This window comes from Vitreoscilla sp. C1, assembly GCF_002951955.2.
In the GTDB taxonomy this organism is placed as follows: domain Bacteria; phylum Pseudomonadota; class Gammaproteobacteria; order Burkholderiales; family Neisseriaceae; genus Vitreoscilla; species Vitreoscilla stercoraria.
Map to the genome: position 1 here is coordinate 561,317 of NZ_CP019644.2, position 13,086 is coordinate 574,402.

15 protein-coding genes are annotated in these 13,086 nt (G+C 45.0%); 12 read left to right on the plus strand and 3 right to left on the minus strand.

Translation table 11 applies throughout. The features are described from left to right. The first annotated feature begins 29 nt into the window (after window positions 1-29). Together ADP71_RS02800 and dnaJ are read left to right on the plus strand one after the other, a co-directional pair. Window positions 30-1,490 carry an MFS transporter gene (locus ADP71_RS02800; protein ID WP_171460876.1) on the plus strand — a complete coding sequence of 487 codons (1,461 nt, stop codon included), beginning with the start codon at window positions 30-32 and terminating at the stop codon, window positions 1,488-1,490. A gap of 90 nt (window positions 1,491-1,580) precedes the next feature. Next, on the plus strand, window positions 1,581-2,720 hold the full coding sequence (gene dnaJ / locus ADP71_RS02805) for a molecular chaperone DnaJ (RefSeq protein WP_026353404.1): 1,140 nt from the start codon (window positions 1,581-1,583) through the stop codon (window positions 2,718-2,720). A 69-nt stretch (window positions 2,721-2,789) separates the two neighbouring features. Here dnaJ and ADP71_RS02810 read toward each other — a convergent pair whose 3' ends face one another. Then, entirely contained in the window at window positions 2,790-3,467 is a 678-nt protein-coding gene (locus tag ADP71_RS02810) for a hypothetical protein (protein WP_019957441.1), read from the minus strand. A gap of 139 nt (window positions 3,468-3,606) precedes the next feature. Between ADP71_RS02810 and ADP71_RS02815 the strand changes: the two genes are divergently transcribed. The 10 genes from ADP71_RS02815 (at window position 3,607) to ADP71_RS02860 (ending at window position 11,944) form a co-directional block, all read left to right on the plus strand. Further along, a complete protein-coding gene (locus ADP71_RS02815; protein ID WP_019957442.1) occupies window positions 3,607-3,903 on the plus strand; it encodes a DUF4190 domain-containing protein in 297 nt (98 codons plus the stop codon). A gap of 393 nt (window positions 3,904-4,296) precedes the next feature. Next, window positions 4,297-4,566 (plus strand): hypothetical protein, encoded by a 270-nt coding sequence (locus tag ADP71_RS02820; RefSeq protein ID WP_104931452.1) that lies wholly within the window; start codon window positions 4,297-4,299, stop codon window positions 4,564-4,566. 98 nt (window positions 4,567-4,664) lie between these two features. After that, on the plus strand, window positions 4,665-5,897 hold the full coding sequence (locus tag ADP71_RS02825) for a multidrug effflux MFS transporter (protein ID WP_051082966.1): 1,233 nt from the start codon (window positions 4,665-4,667) through the stop codon (window positions 5,895-5,897). A 236-nt stretch (window positions 5,898-6,133) separates the two neighbouring features. Next, window positions 6,134-6,682 (plus strand): carboxymuconolactone decarboxylase family protein, encoded by a 549-nt coding sequence (locus ADP71_RS02830; RefSeq protein WP_104931453.1) that lies wholly within the window; start codon window positions 6,134-6,136, stop codon window positions 6,680-6,682. Window positions 6,683-6,777: 95 nt separating this feature from the next. After that, the gene (locus ADP71_RS02835; RefSeq protein WP_104931454.1) at window positions 6,778-7,896 is read left to right on the plus strand and encodes an acyl-CoA dehydrogenase family protein; all 1,119 of its coding nucleotides are present in this window, start codon (window positions 6,778-6,780) and stop codon (window positions 7,894-7,896) included. A 7-nt stretch (window positions 7,897-7,903) separates the two neighbouring features. Continuing rightward, a complete protein-coding gene (locus ADP71_RS02840) occupies window positions 7,904-8,068 on the plus strand; it encodes a rubredoxin (protein WP_104931455.1) in 165 nt (54 codons plus the stop codon). Between the two features lie 18 nt (window positions 8,069-8,086). Next, window positions 8,087-8,887, plus strand: coding sequence for an ABC transporter ATP-binding protein (locus ADP71_RS02845; RefSeq protein ID WP_019957448.1), 801 nt, complete (start codon window positions 8,087-8,089; stop codon window positions 8,885-8,887). Between the two features lie 12 nt (window positions 8,888-8,899). Next, window positions 8,900-10,078: an ABC transporter substrate-binding protein gene (locus ADP71_RS02850; RefSeq protein ID WP_019957449.1), complete on the plus strand. Its 1,179-nt coding sequence runs from the start codon at window positions 8,900-8,902 to the stop codon at window positions 10,076-10,078. A 9-nt stretch (window positions 10,079-10,087) separates the two neighbouring features. Next, entirely contained in the window at window positions 10,088-10,837 is a 750-nt protein-coding gene (locus tag ADP71_RS02855; protein WP_019957450.1) for an ABC transporter permease, read from the plus strand. A 111-nt stretch (window positions 10,838-10,948) separates the two neighbouring features. After that, window positions 10,949-11,944 carry an asparaginase domain-containing protein gene (locus tag ADP71_RS02860; RefSeq protein WP_051082968.1) on the plus strand — a complete coding sequence of 332 codons (996 nt, stop codon included), beginning with the start codon at window positions 10,949-10,951 and terminating at the stop codon, window positions 11,942-11,944. Window positions 11,945-12,005: 61 nt separating this feature from the next. Here ADP71_RS02860 and ADP71_RS02865 read toward each other — a convergent pair whose 3' ends face one another. Then, complete coding sequence (locus ADP71_RS02865; RefSeq protein WP_019957452.1) at window positions 12,006-12,500, minus strand: GNAT family N-acetyltransferase; 495 nt, start codon at window positions 12,498-12,500, stop codon at window positions 12,006-12,008. 27 nt (window positions 12,501-12,527) lie between these two features. Then, complete coding sequence (locus ADP71_RS02870; RefSeq protein ID WP_104931456.1) at window positions 12,528-13,073, minus strand: DUF4124 domain-containing protein; 546 nt, start codon at window positions 13,071-13,073, stop codon at window positions 12,528-12,530. Window positions 13,074-13,086 lie beyond the last annotated feature (13 nt).

Genomic DNA, 13,086 nt, shown 5'->3' on the forward strand with positions numbered 1-13,086 from the left:
ATTTGTTTAACATGATATTGGAATGATTTATGAAATCCATAATGGCTTTGTCTTCATTGTTTACCTCGGTCTCGGTGTTGTTCATCGGCGTCGGTTTGTTCATCTTTTTTTCCAATATTGAGTTGGCCAATGCAGGTGTGAGTTCTGAAAAAATTGGCTTAATCAATGCAGGTTTTTATTTTGGTGCATTGCTCAGTGGCATTGCCGCGCAGCGTTGGGTGGCCAAAGTGGGTCATATCCGCGCTTTTGCATTGTTTACGGCATTGGTTGTCATCAGTATTTTAATGCATGTTTTGGTTAAAAATGAATATGCTTTGGTGGGTTTTCGTGTGATATTGGGTTTTGCCGATTACAGTTTGTTAATGGTGGTGGAAAGTTGGCTCAATGCCCGTTCTACCAACAAAAACCGCAGCAGTATTTTGGCAGTATATACCATGGTTTTTTACATGGCGTTCATGGTCGCATCATTGGTCATTGCTTATCCTATTGGTGCCGCATCTATGTATGTTTTGTGTGCCATATTGGCGGTGGGTGCCATCATTCCCATCATGCTCACGCGCACCGAACAGCCTGAGTTACCCCATAAAATGGGCATCAGTTTTCCAAAATTGTGGGAAGTCGTGCCATTGGCCTTGCTTGGGACGGTGGTAGCGGGTTTCTTGGTCGGTGGCTTTATCACGATGGCGCCTGTGTATGTGTCTTTGCGTGGCTTGGACAATCAAGTGGCATCGTATTTTATTTTGGCAGCCATGACCGCAGGTTTGATGATTCAAATTCCAATGGGGAAATTCTCGTATCGCTTTGGTCGTCGAGCAGGTTTGATTTTGGCTTCATCGTTTGCCATTGTGGCGGCTGCTTTGATGTGGACCTTGGGGCAATATGAATATGTATTAATTGGTTCGGCATTTTTGATGGGTTGTGGCGTGTTTACCATGTATTCATTGAGTTCCGCTCGAGCCAACGACAGTATTCCTGCGCACTCCAATGTGGTAGAGGTTGGTCGCAGTTTGTTGTTCAGCTATTGTATTGGTTCATTTTTATCGCCTTTGTTATTGGGCTTTTTGATGAAATATATGGGTGCAGAAGGCTTTGTATTGCAATACTTGGTATTGGCTGGGATTTTGTTGGTCTTCGCTTTGACTCAAGCCGTGATTCCTTTGGCAAAACGGGGTCGTTATGTGTCTATGCCAGTGAATGCAGGCATGGGCAGCGTGTTGGTCGCGCAGGAATTAGAAGATGTGCAAGCACAGCAAGCGCAAGAATCAGCAGATGCCGCTTCTGCTGGTGAATCGGAGACAATCGTGACAGCGTCAAGCCCAGTTAGTCAAGAGACTCAGAAGGATAATACTGTTTTACAGGACGCTTCTATTGTATCGGATGAAAGCCTTAAAGCTGAAGCAATCATCATAGAAGATACAAAGCCTATGATGATGGAAGAAGGTGTTGATAAGTCTGAAAACGCAGATAAAAACAGCTTAACCACGCTTTAATTCACAACAATTTATGGGTGCGGCTCTTGTAATTTGAGTTTGCACCCATATTTGTACCCCATTCTCAACCATTTAGCCAAACCAACGAACATGAGTCAACGTGATTTTTATGAAGTGTTGGGTGTATCGAAAAGCGCCAGCGATGAGGAAATTAAAAAATCCTACCGCAAATTGGCGATGAAATACCATCCTGACCGCAATCCAGATAACAAAGAAGCTGAAGAAAAATTCAAAGAAATTCAGAAAGCTTATGACATCTTGTCCACGCCTGATAAAAAAGCAGCGTACGACCAATATGGCCATGCCGGTGTAGATCCTAATATGGGCGGCGGTGGTTTTGGTGGCGGCTTTGGCGGTGGTGGTGGTTTTAATGGCGATTTTGGCGATATTTTCAGCCAAATGTTTGGTGGCGCAGGTAGCGGTGGTGGTCGCTCGCGTCAACCTGATTATAGTGGTGCTGATTTGCGTTATGATTTGCGCATCACTTTGGAAGAAGCCGCGCATGGCGTGAAAAAGCAAATCACGTTTGCCACACACGATGAATGCGATGTTTGTCATGGCACAGGTGCCAAAGCTGGTAGTACACCTACAACTTGTCATACTTGTCATGGTTCAGGTTCGGTACACATTCGACAAGCGATTTTCCAAGTACAGCAAACTTGCCCGACTTGCCAAGGCGCAGGCGTGGAAATCAAAGACCCATGTATCAAATGTAAAGGTCATGGCAAAGTTCGCACCAGTCGCACTTTGGATGTCAATATCCCCGCTGGCGTGGATACAGGCAGCCGTATCCGTTTGAGCGGTGAGGGCGAAGCAGGTACGCACGGTGCGTCTTCAGGCGATTTGTATGTGTTTATTGAAGTGGCTGAACACAAGATTTTCGAACGTGATGGCATTGATTTGCATTGTGAAGTGCCGATTGGTTTTACCACCGCAGCTTTGGGCGGTGAAGTGGAAGTGCCGACTATTGACGGACGTGTGAAATTGAAAATTCCACCAGAAACCCAATACGGTCGTAAGATGCGCATTAAAGGCAAGGGTATCAAATCATTGCGCTCAAGTTCAGTCGGCGATTTGTATTGCCATATTTTGGTAGAAACGCCAGTGAATTTGACCGAACGTCAACAAGAATTGTTGGAAGAGTTTGAAACCATTTCAACGGGTCAAGAGCGTTCACAAACCCCGCGCCAAAAATCATTCATGGATAAATTACGCGATTTGTTTGATTGATTCATCAGTATTAAAAAAGCGTCCTGTAACTGTTTACAGGACGCTTTTTATTGGCTTGAAAATGTTTATTTAATCGTCCAATGGAATATCCACGCAGAACAATTTTTTAGCACTGTCCCAAGTCGCAGCATCGGTGTTTTCCACGCCTTGATTGAATAATTTGGTGCTGGTTTTAATTTTGCTCAAAGTTTTGGCATTGTCGCTGTCATTTAAAGATACAAATGCAACGCTGGTATGTTCAGAGATGGCTTTGATGGTTTTGCCTAATTTGACCCATGATGTCGGGCGCACTTGGCTTGGGTAAATCAAGACATCGGCCTGTAAGCCTGCGTATAAATCTGCATGCAAAGCATGGATTTCATCGCCAAACGCAAAAGAAACTTGATGACCACGCACATTCAATACTCGTTTTTTGTTGATGCGCTTGATGAATTTGTCGCCTTGTTGGGTGATTTCTTCAATGCTACATTCACGACCCAATGAATCCACATCTTTGCGGCTGACCAACACATGTTTGGGTGCGTGACCGACACGCACTTGCTGGCAATACACTTTTTGGCCTTTGTGTAACACGGCTTGAATTTCTTCCACACTTGGGTACTCAAACACATAGTCACTATTGATGTGACTTAGGCTTGGGTTGTAAGTTGGCAAAACCACCAAATTTGCAGACGTTTCGCTAATGGCTTGCAAAATTTGTTGCTTGGTTGAGAAGAAAGAAGGTGAAATCAAACGCACCATACTCATGCTTGTTTTCCTTAGTATTATTTTGGTTACTGAACCTTAAATGGTAACCTGTTTGTATGGCAGTGTGTGATAAATCTGATTATTTCCATCTTGTGCCTTGATTTCAAAGCAAGATGATTCTATGAAAGAGGTCGTAAAAATGGAGTCTGAACACAAAAAAGTGCAAGTTTACCAAGATGAACCACACAATACCTTAGCGATTATCAGCTTGGTCGCAGGTGTGGCGGCTTGGGTGATTATTCCTATTTTAGGAGCGATTGTGGGTGTGATTTGTGGCCATTTGGCCAGAGGGCAGTTATTAGAAAGACCACATGAGACCAGTAGTATTATGGCTTTATTAGGCTTGATTTTGTCGTATGTGCAATTGGTTTGTGTGACTTTGCTCATTGGTTTTGTCGTTTGGTTTGGTTGGGCTTTGATACAAGGCGTGACATGATAAAGACTGGGTGGTTTTATTGAAATTTTAGCGTATGAAAATTTTAATTATTGCCATTTTTTTGACAGATAAAATTAAAGCCATGAACATTAATTGGCTTGTGTTTTCGTGTGGTTAAGGACTACATTGTTGGTCGTTTGTGAATGATGTTGATGGCGTGAAGATGGGTTTGCATGAGGTATTTTGTGAGTTGAATGAGGAATAGTTGGTTGATGTCATAAGATGGTTTTCGCTGTATGACTGGTTTAGATGGCTTTGAATGTAGTCTATAAGAGCCATATTCACGGTTGTTGCTTGTTTTAATTTGTTTAATTGTAAAATGTTTCGGATTTTTATGTTTTTTGGTGTAAAATATTACGTTAATTGATGTAAAAAATAACGATAATACTGCCCATGATTCAAAAACCCAAATTGAACAGCCATATTTATTTATGTGTGTTGTTTACCCTCTTGTCCTATACCATCTTGCCGATGATCGCATCATGGGCAGGCGTGTTGAGTGGTCAATCGGCATTGCGCGAAATCTCTCAAAATCCTGAAACATTTTATGGCGAACAAGCAGCAAGAATTGGCATATATGCTTCTTATTTTTCAGCTGGTATGTGGTTTTGTTTGATTGTTGGTTACGCCATATTCAGCTTGCTTAATACCAATATTGTGTAAGCTTTTTGCAGGCTTAAGCATTTTTAGGTAACATACTTGTTTTATTGTAAAGATTTCGGACAGTACCGAAATCTTTTTTCTTTTGGTGATTTGTGTCCGTGAACCATTCTGATATCCCTGTTACAAAATCGAAATTGAGCGACAAACAACTGTCTTTATTATTGGCTTTGCTGGTCGCCATTATGCCGTTTTCTATAGATACTTATTTGCCTGCCATGCCTATGATGGCAGAGGCTTTGAACAGCAATGTACATACCATTGAAAAAAGTTTGAGTGTGTATTTAGTGGGTGCCGCTTTAGGGCAATTGTTTGGGGGCTCTTTGTCAGATTTGAAAGGGCGCAAACCGATTTGTTTGGTGGGTTTGTTGATTTTTGTCATCAGCACGGCATGGATTACACAAACCAGCCAAGCCGACCACTTGATTGCATTGCGCTTGATTCAAGGTGCGGGTGCGGGTATGGCAACGGTGATTGTGCCAGCGATGGTGCGTGATCGTTATACAGGTTCCCAAGCGGCGCAAATGTTTGCCACCATTGGCATTATCATTATGATTGCGCCTGCGATTGCACCAATGGTCGGTGCTTTGATTCAAGGAATTTGGGGTTGGCAAGCAATCTTTGGTTTTTTGCTATTGTATGGTGTGGCTTTGCTAGGATGTATGTACCAATATTTGCCACACAATAAGCCACAACGAGAACCCAATGAAGCGTTTTGGAGTGGTGTTTTTAGCCGCTATCAAAGCGTCCTGAAACACAAAGAAGCCATGGGATTTTTGTTGTTACAAGGCTTTTGTTTCAGTTGTATGTTTGTGTTTTTGACGGAGTCGTCTTGGGTTTACCAACACCATTATGGTTTGAATCAGACCCAATATGCATGGGCATTCATGTTCAATATCATTGCAATGGCAACGTTTAACCGAATGACGGCTTGGCGTTTGAAAAAAGGCTCAGCCCCAAAAAACTTATTGCGTGCGGGCTTGGCAGTGCAAGTGATTGCAGCAAGCGTGTTGCTGGGATGGAGTTTGGTGGCTTTGCCGCCATTGCCACTTATGGTTTTATTGTTGATGCTAACTATTGGTGCACAAGGCTTGATTGTGCCATCCAATCAGGCAATTTATATGTCTTACTTTAGTCGCGAAGCGGGCAGCGCCAATGCATTGTTAGGTGCGTGTATGCAGATGATTGCGGCTTTGATTGGTTGGAGTACTGCTGAATTGCATGCAACAACAGCAGGCAATGTGACGGTGATGCCTGCAATGATGTTTGCATCCACTTTGTGCGCCATCATTGCCATTAGCGTGTTGTCTCGTTCGGCGTTTAAAGTGTCATAATCAGCCTTTGATCATAAAATTGCATATGCTTTTTGAAAGCATTGTTTTATTCTTCTCAATGAAACAATGCATTATCAATGGTATTTTTCTGTTGAGCATATGGATTTAAAATCTGTTTTTAAATCCATATGCTTTTTTGAGTATATAGGTATGAAATAAAGTTCCTTTTTTCTTGTACAAGCTTCCTATATGATGTTAGTAAATAATATATTAACATCATAAATTGGAGCTCAAGAATGTCTCGTTTAACCATCAATACCGTTGCCACTGCCCCTAGCGATGCCCAAGCCCGTGTAGAAGCGGTTGAAAAAGCCAATGGTTTCATTCCCAACTTAATTGGTGTGTTGTCTAACGCACCAACGGCTTTGGAAATGTACCAAGAAGTGGGCAAAATCAATGCACGCACCAGCTTGTCTGCCGCGGAAATCGAAGTGGTACAAATCACGGCTGCTCGCATCAATGAATGTGGTTTTTGCGTGGCAGGTCACACCAAAATCTCAACGCTTAAAAAATTGTTTGCTGAGGAAGTATTGACTGCCATTCGCGCGGTAGAAGACTTTGCGGCGCAAGAACCTAAATTGAACGCTTTGGCACGTTACACCGTTGCGGTGATGCAAAACAAAGGTGCAGTGAGTGACGAAGAATTGGCTGCGTTTTTTGCCGCAGGTTACAACCAACAACAAGCCGTTGAAGTGGTGTTGGGTGTGGCTTTGGCAACGCTTTGCAATTACACCAACAATTTGGCTCAAACTGAAATCAATGAACAATTGCAAGCATTTGCTTAATTGATGCATTGATTGTGTGAGCGTCCTGTAAAACGCTTACAGGACGCTTTTTTATTTGTTGTCTTTGATATTTGTTTTTTGAAAGAACACCCTCCATGACTCGTGAATCTTTGATGCAAGCGGTGAGTTTGCATGCTCAAACTCAATTGCGCCCTTTGGTTGAAAAAATCGACCGCGAAGGTTTTTATCCTGCTGATTATTTGCGTGGCGTGGGTGAATTGGGTGGTTTTGCGGCATTGGGAACGGTGGCTGAAGGCGGTTTGGGTTTGGGCTTGGCGGCGCAAATTGAAGTCATTCGCCGCATCGGTCATGAGTGTGGTTCTACAGCATTTATGGCGTGGTGCCAAAGCGCATGTGCTTGGTATTTACACCAAAGTCAAAATGCTGGCGTGTGTGAGCGTTATTTGAAAGATGTGTTGCAAGCGAATGTATTGGCAGGCACAGGCATGTCCAACACCGTCAAACATTTGTCTGGCATTGAAAAACATTTGCTCAAAGCACAAAAAACCGATGATGGTTATGTGGTCAGCGGCATGTTGCCGTGGGTATCTAACATTGGTGAAGGTCATGTTTGGGCAGCAACAGCGCAAGTGAGTGAAACCGAATTTGTGATGTTCATGACGGGCACGCATATGGATGGTGTGACTTTGCGTGATTGTCCTGAGTTTTGCGGCTTGGAAGGCACGCGCACTTTGGGTGTGAAATTCAAAGATGTGGTGATTACCGAAGCCGATTTATTGGCAGACACACATCAATTTGCTGATTTCATCAAAGCGATTAAACCGGGCTTTATTTTGTTGCAAATTGGTATGGGTGCGGGTGTGGTGGATGGTTGCATCGACATCATGCGTGAAAGCAATGTGGTCACAGCACATGTGAATCAATATTTGGACGATGGCGAAGCCGAAACAGCAGCACAATTGGCTGACAATTGGGCAGCGACGGTGCGCTTGGCTGAGCAAGCCGATGCAGGCGATGTGTCGATGTTGGAGGTGTGCAAAACCCGTTTGGAGGCGTCTGAATTGTCATTGGCTGCGGCACAGTCGGCGGCGTTGCATGCAGGTGCTAAGGGTTATTTGATGCGCCATCCTGCGCAGCGACGCAACCGTGAAGCGATGTTCGTGGCGATTGTGACTCCTGCCATCAAACATTTGCGCAAAGAAATTGCCAAGCTCGAATGCGAGTTGATACAAGCGGCAACAGCAGAAAGTTAAGATAAAAATGGCACGTTATATTTGTGAGCCTTGTGGCTGGATTTACGATGAAACTGTGGGCGACCCAGAACATGGTTTGACTGCAGGCACGTTGTTTGAAGACATTCCTGAGGATTGGGAATGCCCTGATTGCGGTATCGACAAAGAGTTTTTCACCCGTTTACCCGATTAATTGCTTGGAATCCGTTTCATGACTGTTTTACATGCTCACAACATCAATCTTGGCTATCAGCAAAAAGATGGTCAATTCAAGCGCATTTTGCAAAACTTTGATTTGCAATTGGCTCAAGGTCAGTTGGTGACTTTGCTTGGCCCCAGTGGCGTGGGCAAATCATCGTTGTTGCGTGTGATGGCGGGTTTGCAGCGTCCTGAAAGCGGTGAAGTGTCGTTATTCGACCAAAAAATTACCCAACCACATCCTCGTTTGGCATTTGTGTTTCAAAACCCGTCTTTATTGCCGTGGTTGAATGTGCGTGAGAATGTTGGTTTTGGTTTGCGTTTCAAAGACCAACCGAAAATCAGCAAAGAAGAAGCCGAGCAGCGCATTACCGAAGCTTTGGCAGATGTGGATTTGGCACATGCGGGTGCTTTGTATCCGAGCGAATTGTCAGGCGGTATGGCGCAGCGTGTGGCTTTGGCACGTGCTTTGGCGCGTCAGCCGCAAATCATTTTGCTTGATGAGCCATTCAGTGCGCTGGACGAAATCACGCGCACACAAATGCAAGGTTTGCTCACGCGTTTGATTGACAAACACCAAGCTGCTGCTGTGCTGGTGACGCATGACATTGATGAAGCTTTGCTCGTGTCGCAGCGCATTGTGTTGATTGGTAAAATGCCCGGCCGCACGATTGGTGAATGGACTGTGCATCGCCAAGGCGAGGGTGAAGAGGCTTTATTGCAATTGCAACACGAGCGCGCAGACATTTTGCGTACCTTACAAAGTGCCAAAGGCGAGCAATTGCAAACGGCCACTGTTGATTTTGTGATTTAAGGACGCTTGCTCATGATGCCAAGAAATCGCCGTGAATTTTTAAAGCTCGCCAGTTTGTTCAGTATGGCAGGCAGTTTGCCGCTCTTACAAGCTTGTGGACAGCGTTTTGCCCAACAACCGAATGCGCCGCTGAAAATTGGTTATCTGCCGATTACCGATGCCACGCCTTTATTGGTTGCTTTAGACCAAGGCTTGTTTGAAAAACGTGGTTTGGAAGTTGAGCGTGCGGCAATGTTTCGCAGTTGGGCGCAATTGGTGGAAGCGTTCATTTCAGGCCAAGTCAATGTGGTGCATTTGTTGTCTCCCATGACGATTTGGACGCGTTACGGCTCAACTGCACCTGCCAAAGTGGTGATGTGGAATCACATGGCAGGCTCGGCTTTAACCGTTGGTTTGGACATCAACAGCGTCCAAGATTTGGGCGGCAAAACCGTCGCCATTCCATTTTGGTATTCGATACACAATGTGGTGTTGCAGCATATTTTGCGTGAAAGCGGCCTGAAAGTTACTGAAAAAACGCCTAAAAATGCGCAAGAAGTGCGTTTGTCGGTGATGGCACCTGCGGACATGGTGGCGGCGTTGGCTGCCAAAACCATTGCAGGTTTCATCGTGGCAGAGCCGTTTAATGCGGTGGCGGAAGTCAAAGGCGTGGGCAAAATCTTGCGTTTCAGTGCCGATGTTTGGCGCGATCATGCGTGTTGCGTGACGCTGATGCACGAACACGATGTGCAAAACCGTCCTGAATGGGTCGGTTCGGTGGTGGATGCATTGGTTGAAGCGCAATTGTGGGCAAATGCAAACCGCGCCCAAACCGCGCATTTGATGAGTAAGCAAGGGCAAAACAAATTCACGCCACACGAAGAAAAAGTGTTGCAACGCGTGTTGTCGCCTGACAGTGCGCAATGGCAATCGTATGTCGACAGCGGCATCATTCGCCATCCCGATTGGCAGCAACACCGCATTGATTTTCAACCATATCCTTTCCCAAGTTATACCGAATCCTTGGTAGACATGCTCCAACAAACGCATATTGCTGGTGTGAACACGTTCTTAAATGATTTGGATGGCAAGCAAGTGGCGCAAGATTTGGTGGACACACGTTTTGTCAAAGCGGCTTTGCAGCGCCAAAATGCGTTTGAAAAATTTGCTTTACCGCCATCTTTGCAACGCCAAGAAACCATCATTGTGTAAGGTCTTTGTATGAATCAGAAAAATTTGTTGTTGAACCTTGCAGGTTTGGCGGTTTTGTTGCTGTTGTGGTCGGTGGGCGTGGCGGCTTTGGGGCAAAATTTGCCATTGGCAAAATTATTATCACCAACGGCGACATTCAGTCATTTATACCATTTGTTGGCTGAAAATTTACTGACTGAGCATATTTTAGCCAGTTTGCAGCGTGTGGGCATTAGCTTAGGTTTGGCTTTGGCTTTGGGCGTGCCCATTGGTTTGGCAGTTGGACAATCGCGTTTATTGGAGACGGCCAGTAGCGGCTCGTTTCAATTGTTGCGCATGATTTCGCCATTATCATGGATGCCGATTGTGGTGATGCTTTTTGGCATTGGCAATGCGCCGATTTACTTTTTGCTGACCTTTGCAGCGATTTGGCCGATTATTTTGAATACTGCCACAGGTGTTAAAAACATTGATCCGCATTGGTTGCAACTGGGTGCATCTTTAAGTGCCACACGTTGGGAAATGCTGACTAAAATCACTTTGCCCGCCATCATAGGCCCGATTCTAACTGGTTTGCGTTTGGCCATAGGCGTGGTGTGGATTGTGCTCGTACCATGTGAGATGTTGGGCGTGAACGAAGGTTTGGGTTATTTTATTTTGGATACGCGCGACCGTTTGGCCTATTCAGAATTGATGGCGGCGATTATTTTGATTGGCGTGATTGGTTGGGCATTGGACAGCAGCGCTCGCGCTTTACACCGTTATTGGTTGCATTCATAAATTAGGTTATATCTATTCTAAATAAGCGTCCTGTAAATATTTACAGGACGCTTTGGTTTTTGTATGGTGCTGAAATAAAATTGAATAAGACAATGCAAAATGAATGAAAAAATGAAAATAGCCGTGTTGTACACAGGTGGTACAATCGGCATGTATGCGGGTGAGAATGGTTTGCGTCCGAGCCAAGAGACTGTTTTACAAGCTTTGAAGGTTTATCAAACACAAGCCGATTTTGACGTGACGGTGTGTCATCCATTGATAGACTCATCGCAAGTGACACAAGTGCATTGGTGCGAATGGCAGCAATGGTTGCAACAGCAAACTCATACAGATGCCATTTTGATTTTACATGGCACCGATACGATGGCGTATACGGCGAATGTATTGGCGTTGGCAATGGGCAGCTTGCGTGTGCCTGTGGTGTTGACAGGTTCGCAATATCCGTTGGGCACCGAAAATGGCGATGCTGAAACCAATTTAGAAGCGGCGGTACAAGCATTGTTGCAAAAAGCCGCGCCCAAACAAGTGAGTGTGGTGTTTGCAAACCAAATGTTGGCAGCCATTGGCAGCCGTAAAATCAGCACACAAAGTTTGGATGGTTTTGCCAATAAGCATCACCCACCTTTGAATGAATTTCAAAACGCTTTATGGTTGAAATCTTTATGCGAAACCAATGTGGCGTTGATGCCAAAAACTGCTATGACACCGCTCAACCCCAATATTCGTATCGCCAGTCATTATTGCGTGCCAGCAAGTGAGCAATGGGCGCTGCGTGCTATTTTGCACAGCGGTGCAGATGCCGTGATTTTGCAAAGTTTTGGTCATGGCAATGGTTGGTTTAGCCAAGCAGATGTGCAAGTGATGCAAGCGTATCAAGCGCAAGGCGGTATGATTATCAATGTTTCACAAGTTTTTGATGGACATGTCGCAGCGCAATATGAAGCTTCCAAAGCTTTGTTAGATGCGAAGGTGTTTATGGCGGGAGCTTGGACAGTGGAAACCGCTTATGCCAAAGTATGGGTGGGATTGAGCCAAGGTTTGCGTGGACATGCATTGCAGCATTATTTACAACAAGATGTGTTGGGTGACGCAGGTTGTGGGTCTTGATGCTGCGACAACAGATGATTAAAAGCGTCCTGTAAACTTTACAGGACGCTTTTTAATGGGTTTAACCATGTATGTCTAAGTGTTTGCGCATCAATTGGCATTGCACAGTCACTTGTTCATTCAAATTCAATTCGGCATCACCCAAAGCATGGTAATCGTTCAGTTCATAAAATGGCACTGAATTGAGCGATGCATACAGTTTCACAAAGCCCAAACCTGCATCAAACGCGACTTTTTCAGCTCTTTGTAGCAAAGCCGTACCCAAGCCTTGTTTGAATACAAACGGATGCACATACAAAGCATCCAATTGTGCTTCTTGGGTATCGAGCTGGAAAAAGCCTTGTACATGCCCTTTGTATTCAATCACCCATAAGGCTTTGTGTGGCAAAGTCATGGTTTCCAAATAGCTCTCAGGCGACAACAACACAGACCACGCATTCAAAATCGTGTCATTGTATGTGCTGGCGCAGGTATAACGCACCGCATACAAATGGGCATGATAAATCTCATCACAATCGGCAACAGTAGCAGGGCGAATCACAGTAGGTAAAGGCATGCAGTCAGGCTTTCTGAATCTATCGCATTACATGCGTGACAATTCGTTTTGCAAGGCTTGGACGTTTTGCATGCGATCATCAACCGCACGTTGCAAGCTGGCCAAGTTTTGTTGTTGGCGTTGGTCATTGTCTGAGCGGATCAATCGTCCATTGCTCAAAGCCAAACGGGCTTGTGCCAAGGCTTTTTTCTCATTGGACAATTCGGTGGTGAGAATGTCTCGTCGACCTTGGTCACGATGGTTTTGCGGATGATTGACAGGTTTGGCAGTGGCCGCCGCAGGCGCGGGTGTTGCTGCGTGTGTCGCGGCGGCGGCGGTTTGGGTACGAGCTTTGGGTGCGGCAGCGGGTGGATTGGCTGCGCTGGCATGATTGGCTTCATTTTGGCGAGCTAAAATCGTTTTATCGCTGGTATAAGAGCCAATTTTCTCTAATTTTGCCGTTTGACAATTGCCACTGGGCTTATTGGTGTAGACGTTTTGACCGTTGACCACACAATGATAAACGTTTGCTTGTGCCGCAGACACCGATAACATGCCAAAGCCGACACAAGCCAACCACAAGATGGGCTTCATGTTCATACTCCTG